This is a genomic window from Thiobacillus sp. (assembly GCF_024708915.1).
Genome location: NZ_JANJXQ010000056.1, coordinates 1 through 17,181, shown reverse-complemented (window position 1 = coordinate 17,181; position 17,181 = coordinate 1). Strand labels below are relative to the sequence as shown.

General features: G+C 64.6%; 24 protein-coding genes and 1 pseudogene. 6 read left to right on the top strand and 19 right to left on the bottom strand.

The window, feature by feature from the left end; all coding sequences use genetic code 11:
- The first annotated feature begins 1 nt into the window (after position 1).
- Together purB and Q0L94_RS04535 are read left to right on the top strand one after the other, a co-directional pair.
- Complete coding sequence (purB, locus tag Q0L94_RS04540) at positions 2-1,372, top strand: adenylosuccinate lyase (RefSeq protein ID WP_296750494.1); 1,371 nt, start codon at positions 2-4, stop codon at positions 1,370-1,372.
- A gap of 53 nt (positions 1,373-1,425) precedes the next feature.
- A complete protein-coding gene (locus Q0L94_RS04535; protein ID WP_296750492.1) occupies positions 1,426-2,268 on the top strand; it encodes a co-chaperone YbbN in 843 nt (280 codons plus the stop codon).
- 46 nt (positions 2,269-2,314) lie between these two features.
- On the opposite strand, the gene greB is transcribed toward Q0L94_RS04535, so the two are convergent.
- Both greB and Q0L94_RS04525 read right to left on the bottom strand, forming a co-directional pair.
- The gene (gene greB / locus Q0L94_RS04530) at positions 2,315-2,875 is read right to left on the bottom strand and encodes a transcription elongation factor GreB (protein ID WP_296750490.1); all 561 of its coding nucleotides are present in this window, start codon (positions 2,873-2,875) and stop codon (positions 2,315-2,317) included.
- Positions 2,876-2,909: 34 nt separating this feature from the next.
- Positions 2,910-3,110 carry a DUF2905 domain-containing protein gene (locus Q0L94_RS04525; protein WP_296750487.1) on the bottom strand — a complete coding sequence of 67 codons (201 nt, stop codon included), beginning with the start codon at positions 3,108-3,110 and terminating at the stop codon, positions 2,910-2,912.
- 16 nt (positions 3,111-3,126) lie between these two features.
- On the opposite strand from Q0L94_RS04525, the gene Q0L94_RS04520 reads away from it, so the two are divergent.
- Positions 3,127-3,858, top strand: coding sequence for a tRNA threonylcarbamoyladenosine dehydratase (locus tag Q0L94_RS04520; protein ID WP_296750484.1), 732 nt, complete (start codon positions 3,127-3,129; stop codon positions 3,856-3,858).
- 7 nt (positions 3,859-3,865) lie between these two features.
- Here Q0L94_RS04520 and Q0L94_RS04515 read toward each other — a convergent pair whose 3' ends face one another.
- The 16 genes from Q0L94_RS04515 to Q0L94_RS04440 form a co-directional block, all read right to left on the bottom strand.
- A complete protein-coding gene (locus Q0L94_RS04515; RefSeq protein ID WP_296750482.1) occupies positions 3,866-4,069 on the bottom strand; it encodes a hypothetical protein in 204 nt (67 codons plus the stop codon).
- On the bottom strand, positions 4,069-4,617 hold the full coding sequence (locus Q0L94_RS04510; RefSeq protein ID WP_296750479.1) for a pyridoxamine 5'-phosphate oxidase family protein: 549 nt from the start codon (positions 4,615-4,617) through the stop codon (positions 4,069-4,071). The genes Q0L94_RS04515 and Q0L94_RS04510 overlap by 1 nt, the downstream gene beginning before the upstream one ends.
- Complete coding sequence (locus tag Q0L94_RS04505) at positions 4,617-5,213, bottom strand: LON peptidase substrate-binding domain-containing protein (protein WP_296750477.1); 597 nt, start codon at positions 5,211-5,213, stop codon at positions 4,617-4,619. Before Q0L94_RS04505 ends, Q0L94_RS04510 begins: the two co-directional genes overlap by 1 nt.
- Entirely contained in the window at positions 5,210-5,827 is a 618-nt protein-coding gene (locus tag Q0L94_RS04500) for a flavin prenyltransferase UbiX (protein ID WP_296750474.1), read from the bottom strand. Before Q0L94_RS04500 ends, Q0L94_RS04505 begins: the two co-directional genes overlap by 4 nt.
- 64 nt (positions 5,828-5,891) lie before the next feature.
- Positions 5,892-6,461 carry a Gx transporter family protein gene (locus Q0L94_RS04495; protein WP_296750472.1) on the bottom strand — a complete coding sequence of 190 codons (570 nt, stop codon included), beginning with the start codon at positions 6,459-6,461 and terminating at the stop codon, positions 5,892-5,894.
- A complete protein-coding gene (locus Q0L94_RS04490; RefSeq protein WP_018077782.1) occupies positions 6,442-6,804 on the bottom strand; it encodes a NusG domain II-containing protein in 363 nt (120 codons plus the stop codon). The genes Q0L94_RS04495 and Q0L94_RS04490 overlap by 20 nt, the downstream gene beginning before the upstream one ends.
- Positions 6,804-7,640: an RNase adapter RapZ gene (rapZ, locus tag Q0L94_RS04485; RefSeq protein ID WP_296750499.1), complete on the bottom strand. Its 837-nt coding sequence runs from the start codon at positions 7,638-7,640 to the stop codon at positions 6,804-6,806. Before rapZ ends, Q0L94_RS04490 begins: the two co-directional genes overlap by 1 nt.
- 1 nt (position 7,641) lies before the next feature.
- Positions 7,642-8,592, bottom strand: coding sequence for an HPr(Ser) kinase/phosphatase (hprK, locus tag Q0L94_RS04480; RefSeq protein ID WP_296750469.1), 951 nt, complete (start codon positions 8,590-8,592; stop codon positions 7,642-7,644).
- On the bottom strand, positions 8,580-9,035 hold the full coding sequence (locus Q0L94_RS04475; protein WP_296750467.1) for a PTS sugar transporter subunit IIA: 456 nt from the start codon (positions 9,033-9,035) through the stop codon (positions 8,580-8,582). Before Q0L94_RS04475 ends, hprK begins: the two co-directional genes overlap by 13 nt.
- A 103-nt stretch (positions 9,036-9,138) precedes the next feature.
- On the bottom strand, positions 9,139-9,474 hold the full coding sequence (gene raiA / locus Q0L94_RS04470) for a ribosome-associated translation inhibitor RaiA (RefSeq protein WP_296750464.1): 336 nt from the start codon (positions 9,472-9,474) through the stop codon (positions 9,139-9,141).
- A 158-nt stretch (positions 9,475-9,632) separates the two neighbouring features.
- Complete coding sequence (locus tag Q0L94_RS04465; RefSeq protein WP_296750462.1) at positions 9,633-11,066, bottom strand: RNA polymerase factor sigma-54; 1,434 nt, start codon at positions 11,064-11,066, stop codon at positions 9,633-9,635.
- 70 nt (positions 11,067-11,136) lie between these two features.
- Positions 11,137-11,859 carry an LPS export ABC transporter ATP-binding protein gene (gene lptB / locus Q0L94_RS04460; protein ID WP_296750459.1) on the bottom strand — a complete coding sequence of 241 codons (723 nt, stop codon included), beginning with the start codon at positions 11,857-11,859 and terminating at the stop codon, positions 11,137-11,139.
- Positions 11,856-12,389 (bottom strand): lipopolysaccharide transport periplasmic protein LptA, encoded by a 534-nt coding sequence (lptA, locus tag Q0L94_RS04455; RefSeq protein ID WP_296750456.1) that lies wholly within the window; start codon positions 12,387-12,389, stop codon positions 11,856-11,858. Before lptA ends, lptB begins: the two co-directional genes overlap by 4 nt.
- Before the next feature lie 16 nt (positions 12,390-12,405).
- Positions 12,406-12,978, bottom strand: coding sequence for an LPS export ABC transporter periplasmic protein LptC (lptC, locus tag Q0L94_RS04450; protein WP_296750453.1), 573 nt, complete (start codon positions 12,976-12,978; stop codon positions 12,406-12,408).
- Positions 12,979-13,012: 34 nt separating this feature from the next.
- Positions 13,013-13,555 carry an HAD-IIIA family hydrolase gene (locus Q0L94_RS04445; protein ID WP_296750450.1) on the bottom strand — a complete coding sequence of 181 codons (543 nt, stop codon included), beginning with the start codon at positions 13,553-13,555 and terminating at the stop codon, positions 13,013-13,015.
- On the bottom strand, positions 13,555-14,541 hold the full coding sequence (locus tag Q0L94_RS04440) for a KpsF/GutQ family sugar-phosphate isomerase (protein WP_296750497.1): 987 nt from the start codon (positions 14,539-14,541) through the stop codon (positions 13,555-13,557). Before Q0L94_RS04440 ends, Q0L94_RS04445 begins: the two co-directional genes overlap by 1 nt.
- A gap of 99 nt (positions 14,542-14,640) precedes the next feature.
- Here Q0L94_RS04440 and Q0L94_RS04435 point away from each other — a divergent pair.
- Positions 14,641-14,845: pseudogene (locus Q0L94_RS04435) on the top strand (cation:proton antiporter); the annotation flags it as partial.
- Between the two features lie 167 nt (positions 14,846-15,012).
- Here Q0L94_RS04435 and Q0L94_RS04430 read toward each other — a convergent pair.
- A complete protein-coding gene (locus tag Q0L94_RS04430) occupies positions 15,013-15,681 on the bottom strand; it encodes a prepilin-type N-terminal cleavage/methylation domain-containing protein (protein ID WP_296750448.1) in 669 nt (222 codons plus the stop codon).
- A gap of 106 nt (positions 15,682-15,787) precedes the next feature.
- Between Q0L94_RS04430 and Q0L94_RS04425 the strand changes: the two genes are divergently transcribed.
- Together Q0L94_RS04425 and Q0L94_RS04420 are read left to right on the top strand one after the other, a co-directional pair.
- A complete protein-coding gene (locus Q0L94_RS04425) occupies positions 15,788-15,943 on the top strand; it encodes a hypothetical protein (protein ID WP_296750446.1) in 156 nt (51 codons plus the stop codon).
- The coding region (locus tag Q0L94_RS04420; RefSeq protein WP_296750444.1) for a sensor histidine kinase at positions 15,940-17,181 on the top strand (1,242 nt) is incomplete at its 3' end. The genes Q0L94_RS04425 and Q0L94_RS04420, both read left to right, overlap by 4 nt.

Genomic DNA, 17,181 nt, shown 5'->3' with positions numbered 1-17,181 from the left:
GATGGAACTCAATGCACTGACCGCACTTTCTCCGCTCGATGGCCGCTATGGCGGCAAGACCGCGCCGCTGCGCGATTTCTTCAGCGAGTATGCCCTGATCAAATATCGCGTCATCGTCGAGATCGAATGGCTGAAGGCGCTCGCCGCCGAGCCTGCCATCGCCGAGGTGCCGGTGTTTTCTGCCGCGGCCATCGCCTTGCTCGACGGCATCGCCGATACGTTTTCGGTAGCCGATGCCGAGCGCGTCAAAACCATCGAGGCGACCACCAACCACGACGTCAAGGCGGTGGAATATTTCCTCAAGGAAAAAACCGCGGCCAACGCAGAAATCGCTGCGGTAGCCGAGTTCATCCATTTCGCCTGCACCTCGGAAGACATCAACAACCTGTCGCATGCCTTGATGCTGAAGGGCGCGCGCGACGGCGTGCTGCTGCCGGCGCTGGAAAAACTGATTGCACGCCTGAGCGATCTGGCGCACGAGCTGGCCGACCTGCCGATGCTGTCGCGCACCCACGGCCAGCCCGCTTCGCCCACCACCGTCGGCAAAGAGCTGGCGAATGTCGTCTACCGCCTGCGGCGGGCGTGGGATGCCATCGGCTCGGTCGAGCTGCTGGGCAAGATCAACGGCGCGGTCGGCAACTACAACGCGCACCTGTCGGCCTACCCCGATCTCGACTGGGAAGGCTTCGCCCGCAGCTTCGTCATGGAGCTGGGACTGACTTTCAATCCCTACACCATCCAGATCGAGCCGCACGACGCCATGGCCGAACTGTACGACGCGATCGCGCGCGCCAACACCATCCTCGTCGACCTCAACCGCGACGTATGGGGCTACATCTCGGTCGGCTATTTCAAGCAGAAGGTCAAGGCAGGCGAGGTGGGGTCTTCGACCATGCCGCACAAGGTCAACCCGATCGACTTCGAGAACAGCGAAGGCAATCTGGGGCTGGCCAACGCAGTGCTGCGGCATCTGACTGAAAAGCTGCCGGTCTCACGCTGGCAGCGCGATCTCTCCGATTCCACGGTGCTGCGCAACATGGGCGTCGGTTTCGGCTACAGCCTGCTCGCCTACGAATCCTGCCTGCGCGGACTCGGCAAGCTCGAAGCCAACCCGGCTGCGCTCGCCGCCGATCTCGACGCCAACTGGGAAGTGCTGGCCGAACCGATCCAGACCGTGATGCGGCGTTACGGCGTGGCCAATCCCTACGAGCAACTGAAGGCGCTGACGCGCGGCAAGGCCGGCATGACGCGCGACACGCTGCATGGCTTCATCGACGGCCTGACGATTCCGGATGCCGAGAAGGCGCGCCTGAAAACGCTGACGCCGGCGTCCTATACCGGAATGGCGGCCGAGCTGGCCAGGCAGATTTAAGGCAGTCTATTTAAGCCGGATCGATGCAGTCCGGCGATCGAAGCGGAGTCACCATGTCCGAACACGCACTCGACGTCGGCCTTGCCGACTTTCAGCAACACGTCCTCGAAGAATCGAAGCGGCGTCCGGTGGTGGTCGATTTCTGGGCGCCCTGGTGCGGCCCGTGCAAGTCGCTGAAACCCATCCTGGAAAAACTCGCTGTGGAATACGGCGGCAAGTTTCTGCTCGCCAAGATCAATTCCGACGACAATCAGGAACTCGCTGCGCGTTACGCCGTGCGCGGCATTCCCAGCGTCAAGGCCTTCATCGACGGCGAACCGGTCGACGAGTTTTCCGGCGCGCTGCCGGAAGGCGAGGTACGCGCCTTTCTCGACCGCCTCGTCCCGGGTCCGGCGGACGAGCTGCGTGCGCAGGCCGCCGAACTGCGCCTTGCGGGCGATGCCACGACCGCGCTGCAGCGGCTGGCCGATGCGTCAAGAATCGCCCCCGCCCATGTCGGCGTACGGCTCGATGCCGCCGAAATCATGCTCGATCTGGGCGAAGCCGACGAAGCCCGCCGCCTGCTCGCGAGCGTGCCGGACGACGCCGACCCGCGTGCGCCGCAACTCAAGGCCCGGCTACAGTTCGTCGGCACGGCGGACGCAGACGAAGCTGCGCTGAACGCGCGGGTGGCGGCGGATGAAAACGATCTGGAGGCGCGGCTGAGGCTCGCCAACCTGTATGTGGCGGCCGGCCGGTTCGAGCCTGGCATGGCGCAGCTGCTGGAAATCGTCCGCCGTGACCGCGGCTTCGAGGACGACATCGGCCGCAAAACCCTGCTGTCGGTATTCACCCTGCTGGGCGGCGGCGAACTGGTGAGCCGTTACCGGCGCCTGCTGGCGAGTGCGTTGAACTGATCGCAGGGGTCAGTGGATAGCCTGAATCCTTTCCTGACCCCTGGCCCTAGTCCAGCGCGACGTAGCGCACCGCGACGATATCAACCTCGCGCCACCCATCCGGGGTCTGTACGCTGACGCTGTCGCCCTCGCGCGCCTTCAGCAGTGCGCGAGCCATCGGTGATATCCACGCAATGCGGCCGCGTCCGGCGTCGGCTTCGTCGATGCCGACGATGGCATAGGTGGATTCGCTGCCGTCCCGATCGGCGACGGTGACGGTGGCGCCGAAAAATACCTGATCGGTATCCTCGCGGGAGGCGGGGTCGACAACCTCGGCGTGCTCCAGCCGCTTGGACAAGAAGCGGATGCGGCGGTCGACTTCGCGCAGCCGCTTCTTGCCGTAGATGTAATCGCCGTTTTCCGAGCGGTCGCCGTTGCTCGCGGCCCAGGAGATGGTTTCCACCAGCCTGGGCCGCTCGACTTTCCACAGCTGATTGAACTCGGCGTCCAGCTGTGCGTAACCTGCGGGCGTCATGTAGTTCTTCGACCCGGCGGGCAGCGCCGGCGCGATGAGATCATCTTCATCGGCATCCGGGGCATCGGTTTCTTTTACGAATGCCTTGTTCATTTCGGTGCAGGCAACATGGGGGCGGGCGTTCGATTCATCGGCCCAGCAGGTAAACCAGCAGGGAGAGCGCCAGCGACATGAGAATGACGCTGGTAAAGGGGAAGTAGAATACGCCCCGCTTGTGCTTGATCTGGACGTCGCCGGGCAGCCGGCCCAGCCCCAGGCGGTTGAGCCAGGGGGTGAGCAGCCCCAAAACCAATAATGCCAGAACGAGTGTGACCAGCCATTTGACCATGAGGGAATTTTAGCCGATGGACGCAGTCTTGCCGCCGCAATTTGAACGTACCCGGATTCTGCTCGATGCCGGCGAGCAGGCGCGGCTTGCCAATGCGCACGTGCTGGTGGCCGGTTTGGGCGGCGTCGGCTCGTATTGTGCCGAGGCGCTGGCGCGTGCGGGGGTGGGGCGGTTGACCCTGATCGATCATGACGTCGTGGCGATATCGAACATCAATCGCCAGCTGCCCGCGCTGCTGTCCACGGTCGGACAGTCGAAAGCCGAGCTGATGGCAGCGCGCATCCGCGACATCAACCCGGCCTGCGAACTCAGCGTGATCCGCGAATTCCTGATTCCCGAAACCGTGGCCGGGATCGTGCCTGGCGATGTCGATTTCGTCATCGATTGCATCGATTCGCTCAACTGCAAGGTCGCGCTGGTCGCCAGCAGCGTCGAGCGCGGCTTGCGCGTGGCGTCCAGCATGGGCGCCGGCAACAAGCTCGACCCTGGCCGCATCCGGATCGCCGATATTTCGAAAACCAGCATGTGCCCGCTCGCTTCGGTGATGCGCAAGCGTCTGCGCAAGCGCGGCATCTCCAGGGGCGTGCTCACCGTGTTTTCCGACGAAGCCGGGCGCGCCCCGTTGCCGCCGCAGCCGGTCGAGGGGCGCGGCCGTGCCCGCGCGGTCAACGGCACCATCAGCTACATGCCGCCGCTGTTCGGTCTGATGCTGGCGGGAGCGGTGGTGCAGCGGCTGCTGGCCGCGTGACACCTACTTACGGCGGCGTCGCGCTTTCCGTCTGCGTGCGCTGCGCCTCCGCCGCATCCATCAGCCGGGCTTCCACCGCGCGCGCTTTTTCCAGCGCCTGAGCCTGCGTTGCGAATGCCGGGCTGGGGGTGCGTTCGGTTTCCGGGTGTGGCGGCGGGGTGGGATCGCAGCCGGCCAGGATCAATACGAGCGGAATCAGGGTCGCTTTCATCATGCATCCTCCAGTAAACCGGTGGGTAGACCGTCGATGCTGAGTTGATTCTTTTCGCGCCAGTAATCCAGCAGGCCGAGCGGGCCTTTCTTGTCGACCCAGCGTGCCAGCGTGTCGCGTTCGCCTGCGTAGGTGTACCTTGGCACGGCGTAACCGCACGAGGTCTGTACCGATTCGATGTCGAGGACGATGAGCTGGCGCTCGCCGGGAAGAGCGGGAAAATGGCGGCGCAACTCGCCCCATTCGGCATCCTGCCGGCGCACGGCGCGGCCGCGTCCATACAGCCGCAGTATCAGCGGGTCGGCGTCGAAGCTGCAGAACATCAGTGTCATGCGGCCATCGTGCGCCAGATGGGCGGCGGTTTCGTTGCCGCTGCCGGTGAGGTCGAGATAGGCGACGCGGGTGTCGGAAAGCACACGCAGACTGTCCATTCCCTTGGGCGACAGGTTGATGCGGCTGGCGGCGGTGCCGGTGGCAGTGAAGAACAGTTTCTGTGCGGCGATGAAAGCACGGTGTCTGGCTTCGAGTACGGGATAGAAGCGTGCCATCAGTTGGTCTGCTTTCTGAGGAATTCGGTGAGGATGCGCAGACGCGTCACGCTGTCATTCATTTCCAGCAGACTCTGCTTGATGGAAAGCTTGAGCGGCAGCACTTCGGACAGCCGGTAGCCCACCCATACGGCGTTGTCGAATTCGTGCGGCGCGGGGAAACGCGTGTCGCCGTATTCGTCGATGATGTGGCGCAGGATCTCGACGGCAAGTTCCAGTTCTTCCGGGACCGCGGTGGCGGCCTCGCTGCTGACGGCTTCCACCGCGCCGATCAGCAGGCCGCCGGGCTCGGTATGGGTGCTGCGGATGACGAAGCGTTCCTGCGCCTGGGTGCCGATATGCAGGATGCCGGTTTGCGGCATGTCCCAGTCGGTGACGCGGACAAGCGTGCCGACCGGGTAGGGAACGGCAGGGGGGCCGCTCTCGGCGCCCTCGCGAATGGCGCAGATGCCGAACGGCGTGCTTTCGGCAATGGCCTGTTTGACCATGCCGAGATAGCGCTGCTCGAAAATCCGCAGCGGCAGCTGCCCGCCCGGGAAGATCACGGTATTGAGCGGGAATAGCGGCAACCTGGCCTGGCTGGGCGTGGCGCTCAATGGTCGTCGCCCCACCGCGCCATCAGCGCGTGCTGGATGCCCAGTTGATCGAGGATGCGCGCGACGACGAAGTCGACGATATCCTCGACGCTTTGTGGCCAGTGATAGAAGCCGGGGTTGGCGGGCAGGATGACGGCGTTCATCCTCGACAGCGCCAGCATGTTTTCCAGGTGCAGAGTGGAAAACGGCGCTTCGCGCGGAACGAGGATCAGCTTCTTCTGTTCCTTCAGCATGACGTCGGCGGCGCGCTCGATCAGGTTGTCGGAGAGGCCGTGCGCGATTGCGGCGAGCGTGCCCATCGAGCACGGGCACACCACCATCGCGTCGGCCGGGTTGGAGCCCGACGCGAGCGGGGCATTCCAGTCTTCGCGGCCAAACACGCGCAGCTGGCCGTCGCCTGCACGGAGGGCTGCGGACAACTGCTTCTCGAGATCGCCCGCGCGTGCGGGCAGCGTCACGCCGAGCTCCTGCTTGGCGACGAGGTGGGCGGCCTGCGATACCAGCAGGTAAACATTCAGGTCGGCAGCCAGCAGGCATTCGAGCAGGCGCAGGCCATAGGCCATGCCGGAAGCGCCGGAAAGCGCGAGGGTGACGGTATTGAGGGGCGGGTGCATGGCGCGAATTGTCGCTTGGATGCCGCCAATAATCTACTCTGCCGCCCCGATCAGGCTATACGGATCACACCTGACGCTTGCGGGCGCCCGCTGCGATGCCGGGCGGCGATTGCCCGTCCGCTTCCGGAGCGGCAAGCAGGCGCGCCACGATGACGCCGTTGACTGCACCGAAAACCAGCGCGGCGGCGGCAAACACCGGCAGCAGTTTGATGAGCGCTGCGCCCGGCAGCAGCCATGCGCCTGCCAGTGCAAGCTGTCCGCCGATGTGCCCCCACGCCGCCAGCACTGACAGGCTGACCGGGCCGAATGCGCGCGCGGGCAGGTGGCGCGCCAGTGCCAGCACCGCCAGACTGGCGAGCGCGCCGGCCGCCGACAGCCAGAAGCCCGGCGCAAACAGGCTGCCCAGCAGCAGACTGCCGGCCAGCACGCGCAAACCCGATACCCAGGCCGCCGCGCGCCAGCCGTGCTGCAGCAGCACCAGCAGGACGACGATGTTGGCGAGTCCGGGTTTCACCCCCGGGATGGGGCTGGGGATCGCCGCTTCGGCCAGCGTCAGGCCGATCGCCAGTGCCGCCAGCCGCGCGATGCGGCGGTCGTCCGCGGTGACGGGCAACTCAATAGCCGAGTGTGTCATAGGCCGAGGCATGCCCGCGGATTTCGAGGCTGACCTGATTCGGCAGGCACAGGGCCGCCTGCCCCGATTGCGTGAGCCAGCCCTGCTTCACGCACAACTGGCGCGGCGAAGGATCGGCCGCCACACGGGCGCGGCCGGGTTCGATTTCGATCCGCGTGGTGCCGAGCGGGCCGTCAACGGCAATGCTTTGCGCGTGGGTGAGCGCCGTGGTTTCCACCACTTGCCCGGCGGCACGGATGACGACGGTGTCGCCGCGTCCCCCGCTCCAGGCAAACACCGCCAGCGCGACGACGATGCCGCCGCCCGCCAGCAGCACGCCGATATCGCCGGCACGCAGCAGCATCAGCTCAGTTCGCGGTGCCGCACCAGCACCTGCTCGCGTTCGCGGAAGGCGGCGGCCAGCGTTTCGGCGAAATAGACGCTGCGGTGCTGGCCGCCGGTGCAGCCGATGGCCACGGTCAGGTAGGCACGGTGGTCGCGGATGAAGCACGGCAGCCAGTTTTCGACAAAGCCGCGGATGTCGGCCAGCAGCGCCATGGCGTCGGCGCTGGCTTCGAGAAAGTGCTGCACCGGCCGGTCGCGCCCGGTGAGCGGACGCAACTCGGCGACGTAATGCGGATTGGGCAGGCAGCGTATGTCGAACACCAGATCGGCGTCGAGCGGAATGCCGTGCTTGAAGCCGAAGGATTCGAACAGCAGGGTGATGCGCGAACGGTCCTGGCCGATCAGGTCCTTGATCCATAGCCGCAGCGCCGAGGCGGAGAGGTCGCTGGTGTCGATGCGGTGCGCCAGCGGCGCGATCTCGGCGAGCGTCTCGCGTTCGAGCTGGATGGCCTCCTGCAGCGAAACGCTGTCGCTGGACAGCGGGTGCCGCCGCCGCGTTTCGGAAAAGCGTTTGACCAGCGACAGGGTTTTCGCTTCGAGAAAGATCACCCGCAGATCGGCGCCCTGGTTGCGCAGCGTTTCGGCGATTAGCGGCAGCTGCGTGAAACTTGCGCCGCTGCGCGCATCGATGGCGATGGCGATGCGCTCGTGGCCTTCGCGCTTCAGGTAGTCGACCAGCGGCTGCAGCATGGCGAGCGGCAGGTTGTCGACGCAGTAGTAGCCAACGTCTTCCAATACCGCGATGGCGATACTTTTGCCCGAGCCCGACAGGCCTGAAACCAGCACGATCTGCATCTCAGTCGCCCCCATCGATGGCGGCCTGCTGGCGCCGGATGAACTGCTCGACCGGGTTGATGCCGCGGCTTTTCAGAATGTGATTGCGCACTGCCACTTCGACCAGCACCGCCAGGTTGCGGCCCGCCGCTACCGGGATGCGCACCTTGGGAATGGCGACGTCGAGGATGGTTTCGGTGGAGGCCACCATATCGAGCCGGTTGAGGCCGACTTCGCCGATTTCCTGCGGATGCACCAGTTCGACGACGAGCTTGAGGTTCTTTTGCAGCTTGACCGCCGTTTCGCCGAACAGGTAGCGGATGTTGAGGATGCCGAGTCCACGCACTTCCAGAAAGTCACGGATCAGCGGCGGACAATTGCCTTCCAGCGTTTCCGGCGCGACATGCCTCAATTCGACCACGTCGTCGGCGACCAGCCGATGTCCGCGCGTGATGAGTTCCAGCGCCAGTTCACTTTTACCGACCCCGGCGTCGCCCTTGATGAGCACGCCGGTGCCGAGGACTTCGAGAAACACGCCGTGGATCGACGTGGCGTCGGCCAGGTGCTGCGTCAGGTAATGCCCCAGATAGGACATCAGGATCGGGCTGGCGAGGTTCGAGGTGAATAACGGCGTTGCGGTGCGTTCTGCGCTATCGCTCAAGAGGGGCGGCACGGTTTCGCCGTTGGAGACGACGATGGCTGCGAGTTCGGTCGAAAACAGGTGGTCGATGGCTTCCTGCAGGCCGGATTCGGACAGGCCGCGCAGGTAATCCATTTCGGCGGGTCCCAGTACCTGCACCCGGTTCGGGTGTACGAAATTCAGGTGGCCGATGAGGGCCAGGGTCGGTTTCTGGATGGTTTCGGAGGACAGGATGCGCTGGCCGCCGTCGAGTCCGGCCACCCACTGCAGGCCAAGCTGTTCCGCCATGTCGCGGAACAGGGTTGCAACCGAAACGCAGCTTAGCTCGTCCATGCGCCGAGCAGCGCAATGAGGTCGTGCGGGGCGGCGGCGGCCAGCATTTTCGCGCGCATGGCGTCGTCGCCGAACAGCTGCGCCAGCTCCCCGAGGATTTGCAGGTGGCGTTCGTTGGCGTCCTGGGGAACCAGCAAGATGAAGCACAGGGAAACCGGCTGGTTGTCGGGGGCGTCGAATTCCAGCGGGGTTTGCAGCCGGTAAAATGCGCCGCCGGCCTCCTTCAGGCCCTTGATGCGGCCGTGCGGAATGGCGATTCCGTGGCCGAGCGCGGTCGACCCGAGGCGTTCGCGCTCGAACAGGCTGGTGAAAATATCCGAGGCCTTGAGCGCGTGGGTTCTGGCGAACAATTCGGCTGCGTGTTCGAACAGTTTTTTCTTGCTGGTAAAGCTCACATCCAGCAAGGTGGTGTCGGGGGTGATGAGGGGGGCGATTAGGTTCATGCCGGTTGCAAAGCCGGTTGGAAAATCCGGCACCTGCAGATTATACGCCCGGAGGCGGCAAACTGCCTCCGGCACGCGTGGCCTTGATGCAAGCGGTTCGGCGTCAGGCGGCGCTTTCCGTCGGTTGATGCTTCAAACTGCCGCCGTCCTGATGGACATCCGAGATTTTTTCCTTGTGCTTGACGATCTGGCGGTCCAGTTTGTCGGCCAGCAGATCGATCGCGGCGTACATGTTGCCGTCTTCGCTGCTGGCATGGAAATCATGGCCCTTGACGTGCAATGTGGCCTCCGCTTTGTGCACCAGCTTTTCCACCTGCATGATGACGTTCAGGTTGATGACGTGGTCGAAATGGCGCTTGACGCGGTCGAGCTTCTCGGAAACATAGTCGCGGATGGCTGGGGTCACTTCCAGGTGATGACCGGAAATCTTCAAATTCATAGAGCCTCCTAGAGTCTGCTGAAAAATACTGAGTGCCGGTGTTCTGTTCCGGCTTCAGGAGCGATTCGTCACGCTCGATTTCATTGTGGAGCGAAAGCCGGACACATTCAAGCGTGGGGCGCCTTTTCGGGCGGGCGCCGCGCGAAAAGCCTTTGCGATCAAAGCGCGCGGCGCATGTTGGCGGGCGGGATCTGCAGCGATTCGCGATACTTGGCAACCGTGCGGCGGGCCACCACGATGCCCTGCTGGCCGAGCACCTCGGCCAGCTGGCCGTCGGACAGCGGTTTCTTGCCGTTTTCCGCGGCGACCAGTTGCTTGATGAGCGCGCGAATGGCGGTCGACGAGCAGGCGCCGCCGCTATCGGTGGCGACGTGGCTGCCGAAGAAATATTTCAGTTCGTACAGCCCGCGCGGCGTCATCATGAATTTTTGCGTGGTGACGCGCGAAATGGTCGATTCGTGCAGCTCCACCACGTCGGCGATCTCGCGCAGCACCAGCGGCCGCATCGCCACCTCGCCGTGCTCGAAGAAATGTTTCTGGCGGTCGACGATAGCCTGCGAAACGCGCAGGATGGTGTCGAAGCGCTGCTGCACGTTCTTGATCAGCCAGCGCGCCTCCTGCAGCTGGCTGGCCAGCTGGCTGCCGCCGGACTCGCGGTGGCGCGCCAGGATGTCGGCATAGACGCGGTTGACGCGCAGCTTGGGCATGGCGTCGGCGTTGAGGCTGGCGATCCACATGCCCTTGACCTTGCGCACATACACGTCCGGGATGACGTAGTGTGTTTCGTCGGCGCCGAAAGCTGCACCCGGACGCGGGTTGAGCGAAAGAATCAGGGAACGGGCGGCGCGCAGCGTGAGGTCGTCGATACCGAGCATTTTCTTCAGCTTGCCGACGTCGCGTGCGGCCAGCAGATCGAGATAATGCGTGGTCAGACGCATGGCCGCATCGCGCACCGGGGTGTCGGGCGGCAGGGCGCGCAGTTGCAGGGTCAGGCATTCGGCCAGATTGCGTGCGCCGACTCCGGTCGGATCCATGTTTTGCAGATGCTTGAGCGCGGTCTCGACTTCTTCGGGTTCGAGTTCTTCGAGTTCGGCCTGCAGGCCGACGACGATGTCCGCCAGCGGCTGGGTGAGGAAACCGGCTTCGTCGAGGTCGTCGATCAGTGCGGCGACCAGGGTGCGGTCGCGCAGGGTGAGCGGACTGACGATCAACTGGTTCAGCAGGTGTTCGCGCAAGGTCGCGCCCGAAACCGAGCCCTGCGCATAGTCGTTGTCTTCGTCGTCGCCGCTCGCTGCGCTGTAGTCGTTCCAGTCGGCATCGTCCAGTGCGGTGGATGGTTCGGATTCGACATTTTCCGGCGCAGGCGTTTCCGTGCTTTGCGTTTCGGCTTCGGCGGTATGCGCTGGTGCGTCGGCAACGGCGTAACCGGCTTCGTCTTCGTCCTCGCGTTCCAGCAGCGGGTTGTCCTGCAGTATCTGCTCCAGCTCCTGGTTCAATTCCAGCGTCGACAACTGCAGCAGCCGGATCGACTGCTGCAGTTGCGGCGTCAGGGCAAGGTGTTGACCGAGTTTGAGTTGAAGGCTGTGTTTCATGAGTCTCGACTACGGCAAAAATCGTGCCGACTTGAGCCGAGTGTACCGCGTTCCGCAGTGCAGGTCGCGCCTACAGGCGGAAATTTTCACCCAGATAGACCTTGCGCGCGTTGTCGTCCTGGATGAGGAGGTCGGGTGTGCCGGCGATCAGCACGCGGCCTTCGTTGATGATGTAGGCGCGGTCGCAGATGCCGAGGGTTTCGCGCACGTTGTGGTCGGTGATGAGCACGCCGATGTCGCGCTCGATCAGGAAATGCACCAGCTTCTGGATATCGATCACGGCGATGGGGTCGACCCCGGCGAAGGGCTCGTCGAGGAGAACGAAGCGCGGGTTGATCGCCAGCGCGCGGGCGATTTCGACGCGGCGGCGCTCGCCGCCGGACAGGCTGACCGCGGCGGCATCGCGCAGATGTTCGATGTGCAGATCCTCGAGCAGATTGTTGAGATGCTCGTCGCGCTCGTCCTTGCTGTAAGGCTTGAGTTCCAGAATGGCGCGGATGTTTTCCTCCACCGTCATCTTGCGGAATATCGACGGCTCCTGCGGCAGGTAGGACAACCCCAGCCGCGCGCGCTGGTGGATCGCCATGTGGGTGAGGTCGTGGGTGTCCATCTGCACGCTGCCGCCATCGGCTGCGACCAGTCCGACCACCATGTAGAAGCAGGTGGTCTTGCCGGCGCCATTGGGGCCGAGCAGGCCGACCACTTCGCCGCTTTCGACCTCGAAGGAGACGTCGTGCACCACGGTGCGTTTGCCATACGTCTTGCGCAGGCCTTGGGCGGAAATTCGGCTCATGGCTTGGCGGCGGGCTGCTCGGCGCGCGGTTTCGGGCGGATCACGGCGCGCACGCGGCCGCTCGGGGTCTGGGCGCCGGGCTGGCCGACGACCTTGTAGAACTCGGTGTCGGCGTTGTAGGAGATCTGCGCGCCGCGCAGTTCGTCGCCGTCACGCCGCAAGCGGGCCTGGCCGATCAGTTCGAGCTGGCTGCTGGCGCTGTCGAACTCGATGCGATCGGAAAATCCCTCGATGAATTCATCGCGGCCGTCGAGCTTCTGGCGGAACGCCACGGGGCGGCCGACGGCGCTGATCTTGTCGAGCCCGCCGGCATTCTGCGTCACCTGCACACGGTCGGCTCGCAGCATCAGCGTGCCCTGGCTCAGGATCACATTGCCCTGGTAGACGCTGATTTTCTTGATGTCGTCGAGGGTGACCGTGTCGGCCTCGAGGTTGACCGGCTTGTCGCGGTCGGCTTTCTCGGCGTGGGCGGGCGAGATCAGCAGGACGGCGCACAGAACCGCATAAACTCCTGTTTTCAATGTTTGCATGGCGTCAACTCAGCTCTTAGCTTTTTCCGGAAATATAACGGGCCTGCACCCGTCCTGTCAGTTTGATGACGCGTTGCCTGGCGTCGTATTCCATGGCGCTGGCGCGCAAGTTCGAGGTGGCATCGCGAATGTCCACCGCGCCCGGCGCGCGCAGCTGGTCGCGTTCGGGAAAAACCAGCAGCCGTTCGGTGCGCAGCAACATGGCGGATTGTCCCGGGCGGGCGGCGCGTTCCACGATGACGTTGCCGCGCAGGTCCACCTCGTGGCCGTCGGGCGAGACCGTGGCCTCGCGCGCCTCTGCGCTCACTTCGCCGGCCTGCACGCCCAGCTGGATGAAGCGGGGCGACTCCAGTTCGGTGCGTTTGCTGCCGGAATAATGCTTGAGCTTCCTGGCGGACAAGCGATAGTGGGGGTTGCCTGCCAGGTCGGTGCGCAGCGCATCGAAGTTTTCCATGATGCCTTCGGGATCGGTCTGGGTCGACGGAGTGTCGCTGTCCGGCAGTTCCACCGAACGCTCGATCCAGAAACTGAGCGCAGCCAGCAGCAGCAACATGGCCAGCGGAAGCCATAACGACCCCCGCGCGATCATATCGCCCTCGAACCGGCGGCGCGTGCACGGTGCGTCATTTCAGATAAGGTGCCAGCACCGCGTCCAGCGTGCCCTGCGCGCGCATCAGGAGCTCGCAGGCTTCGCGCACCGCGCCGCGCCCGGCTTCGCGGGTGGTGACCAGGTGACTGTGCGCCTTGACCAGATCGGGCGCTGCGGGCACGGTGATCGCCAGGCCGGCGCGCCGCATCACCGGCAGATCGACGACGTCGTCGCCCATGTAGGCGGTGGTTTCGCAGGCGATGCCGAGTTCGCGGCACAGCGTTTCATAGACCGCCAGCTTGTCGTGCGCGCCCTGATGGACGATCTCGATGCCGAGATTCCTGGCGCGGTGTTCCACCACCCGCGAACTGCGTCCAGTGATGATGGCAAGCTCGACGCCGCTGCTCTTGAGCATTTTCAAGCCGTGGCCGTCGAGCGAATTGAAGCCTTTGTATTCCTGTCCGTCGTCGGCCAGGAACAGGGTGCCGTCGGTCATCACGCCATCGACGTCGAATGCGATCAGCCTGATTTTCCGTGCGCGGGCGATCAGCGCCGCATTCATCCCGTCGGCAGCCATCAAACCACCCCCGCTTTCAGCAGGTCGTGCATGTTGAGCGCGCCCACCAGCGTGTTGTCGGCGTCGACCACCAGCAGGCCGTTGATTTTCAGCGTTTCCATTTTTTCTACCGCCGCCACGGCGAGTTCGTCCGCACGGATTGTCTTGGGGTTTCGGGTCATCAGGTCGACCACCTGCGCCTGCTGCAGATCGAGCGCGTGCTCCAGGGCCCGTCGCAGGTCGCCGTCGGTGAATACCCCCGCCACCTTGCCGGCAGCGTCGACCACGGCGGTCATGCCGAGCCCTTTTTGCGTCATTTCGAGCAGGGCGAGCTTGAGCGATGCGGCGCTGTCGATCTTCGGCAGCGCGTCGCCTGTGTGCATGACGTCGTGCACATGGATGAGCAGCCGCCGCCCCAGGCTGCCGCCGGGGTGGGTGCGCGCAAAATCGTCGGCCGAGAAGCCGCGCGCGTCGAGCAATGCCACCGCCAGCGCGTCGCCCAGTGCCAGCGCCGCGGTGGTGCTGGCGGTGGGCGCCAGGTTGAGCGGGCAGGCTTCCTTGTCGACGCCGGCATTGAGATGCACATCGGCCTCGCGCGCCATGGTCGAGCCGGGGTTGCCGGTCATCGCAATGAGTTTGGCGCCGCGCCGCTTGATGAGCGGCACGATGCTGACGATTTCGTTGCTCTCGCCCGAATTCGACAGCGCCAGCACCACGTCGTTGGGCGCGATCATGCCAAGGTCGCCGTGGCTGGCTTCGCCCGGGTGCATGAAAAAGGCGGGGGTGCCGGTGGACGCCAGGGTGGCGGCGATCTTGCTGCCGATGTGCCCCGATTTGCCCATCCCCGACACCACCACGCGGCCGCTGCACGCCAGGATCAGCTGCACGGCGTCGGCAAAGCCGGCGTCGAGACGGTCGGACACGGCGCGCAGCGCGGCGGCTTCGATGTCGAGTACCTGGCGCGCCAGTACCAGCAAATGTTCGGGGGAAGTGGAGTGGGGGTGCATGGTCGGCAAGTATACTAAAGCCTGCCTTTCCGACCGCGCTTTCCTTGATGCCGGGCAGGGGGGCGACTTTACTATGGGCTGAAGCCCATGAAAGATCGTATGCATAGCAGCCTCCAGCTCGTGCTGATCCTGCTTGCGGCTGCCGACCATGCTCGGCTACCTGGTGAACGGAATCGCCATCGGCCCGTTCGCGCCGGGATGGATTCCGGACAGCGAGGAAGAGCGTTGCCTGGCCGAGTTCGGCGTGGTGTTTCTGATGTTTTCCATCGGCCTGGAATTCAGCCTGCCGCGCCTGCATACCATGCTGGTTACGCCGGGCTCGGCCGCGGTGGGGCGCAGCCTGGAAGACTTGGCGCTGGACGGGTTGCTGGCGGAAGTGGTGGCGATCCGGCGCCAGGGGATCAAGGGGGTGGATCCCCGGCCGATACCCGGATCCAGGGTGGCGACAGCGGAATTCAGGGTGCTGTAGGGTTAGAAGAGGATGGCAGCCCCGCAGTTGGTTTCGCCGCTGCCGCCGGACCATTCGCCGGTAGTGGTGTTGTAGCAGTTGGCGGCGGTCGGTGCTGTGCCGCCGGCAGCGTAGACCGAGAAGCGCATGCTGCCTCGAAGCGCGTTGCCGTCGTCGATCTTGCGGTCGATTTCGGCCAGGATGGCCGCCGGGATTTGGGGGCCGGTCTTGAGGTTCAGCCGGGACGTCGCCGTGCCTGTATCAGCGTACGTGTCGTCATTGATCAGTTGAATGCGGGCACCATAAGGATTATTGGGTGTGGTGGCCGCGCTTTCCGTCGCGTTGTAAACGTAGGTGCCATTGATGAAGCCGGCATGCGAAAGGTGGTCCCACACAGCGATCGATTCTGAGGTACTGATGACCCCGTCGCCGTTCCCGTTCTGAGCGGCGCCGGCGATCTGCGTGGCGGCGGCGCTGAAATCGCCCGGCAAGGCACGATACCGGTCCTGAAAACCAAAGAACGCGGCTTTGGTGCCGTCAATCTGGGCAATGATGTTCTTGACCCGGGCGCTGGTGATCAACTCCTGGCCCTTTAGAATGCCGCCGAGCAGCAGGCCGATGATGACCAGCACGATGGCGATCTCGATCAGGGTGAAACCCGACTGGCGCTGCGGGAAGTGGGGCTGCGGCATGGTGGAAGGCTCCGTTGTGTTATTGCCTGACGTGCTTTTTTGCAAAATGCATGCCACCGAATCGATGTTCATAATTGATTGATTTAAAATAAAAAAACGAGATTAAATGTGCATTGCCCCGGCCTGGATTGATGAAAATACGACGCGCTCGCCGGAATTCCGTCAGATTTTTATTGCGCATAGCCGCAGCCGGACTGCATTTCCCCGATGGATTGCCGATAGCAGTGTCATGCTGAATTTCCCGCGTCGTGGCCTGATATGACCGAGTCCGCTGAGAATAGGCCGCGGCAGGCCGGGTTGGCCGCGCTGGTCGGTTTTTTCACGCGGGTGGCGCCTGGGCGCTGGCTGGCGCTGATGCTGCTGGCGCTGCACGCCGCCGTGGTGTTCGACGCCGAAGCGGCGGTGACGCGCGCCTTCCTGCTGGCGCATTACGGGCTGTTCCTACTGTGGCAGCCGCTGGTGCGCAGCGAGGCGCGCATCGAGCCGCGCCTCGCGCTGCCGGTGTTCGCCATGGCGGCGCTGCTGGTGCTGGTCGACGGCACCTGGGTGATGGCGCTGTGGCTGGCGATTCTGGCGGGGCTGGTGGGCGCGGTGGCGGCGTCGCAAAACGCGCGCAGCCAGCGGCTGGCCTACCTGCTCGCGCTGGCCTATTTGCTGGCGCTGCTGCTGGCCTGGGTGCTGCCGCAAAGCCTGGGCGGCGCCGGGCTGCCGGATGCGCTGCAAGCCGCGGTGCGCTACGGCTTGCCGCTGCTGCCGCTGGTGATCCTGTTCCTGCCGGTCAGCCGCCAGCGCGGCGCCTCGTCGACGCTCGATTTCATCTACGGCCTGATGCTGTCGCTGCTCATCATGGTGATGGCGCTGGGCGTATTTGCCGTGGTGGCGGTGGCGGGGGTGAGTTATGCGTGGGCGCTGGTGCAGACCCTGCTGGGGATGGCGGCGCTGCTGCTGACCTTGTCGTGGCTGTGGAATCCGCGTGCCGGGTTTGCCGGACTGGGGCAGCTCACTTCGCGTTATCTGCTGTCGGTGGGGCTGCCGTTCGAGGGCTGGGCGCAACGCCTGGCGACGCTGGCCGAGCGCGAGCGCGATCCGGAATCCTTCGTGCGTGATGCGCTGGCCGACCTGCACGAACTGACCTGGATCCGCGGCGGAAGCTGGCAGGCGGCACGCGGCGAAGGCAGTTTCGGCGAGCCCGCCGAACACGCCGTCAGCCATGCGTTTCATGGCTTGAGCCTCAACTGGCAATCCGCGCGTCCGCTCACTCCGGCGCTGGCGCTGCATGTGCGGCTGCTGTCGCAGCTGCTGGGCTATTTCTACGCCGCCAAGGTGCGCGAACAGACCCTGCGCGAGCAGGCCTACAGTCAGGCGATCCACGACACCGGCGCGCGGCTGACGCACGACGTGAAGAATATCCTGCAGTCGCTGAAAACCCTGCTCGCCGCCGCCGACATGTCCACGCCCGAGGACAGCGAGCGTCTGCTGGAACTGATGAAGCGGCAGTTG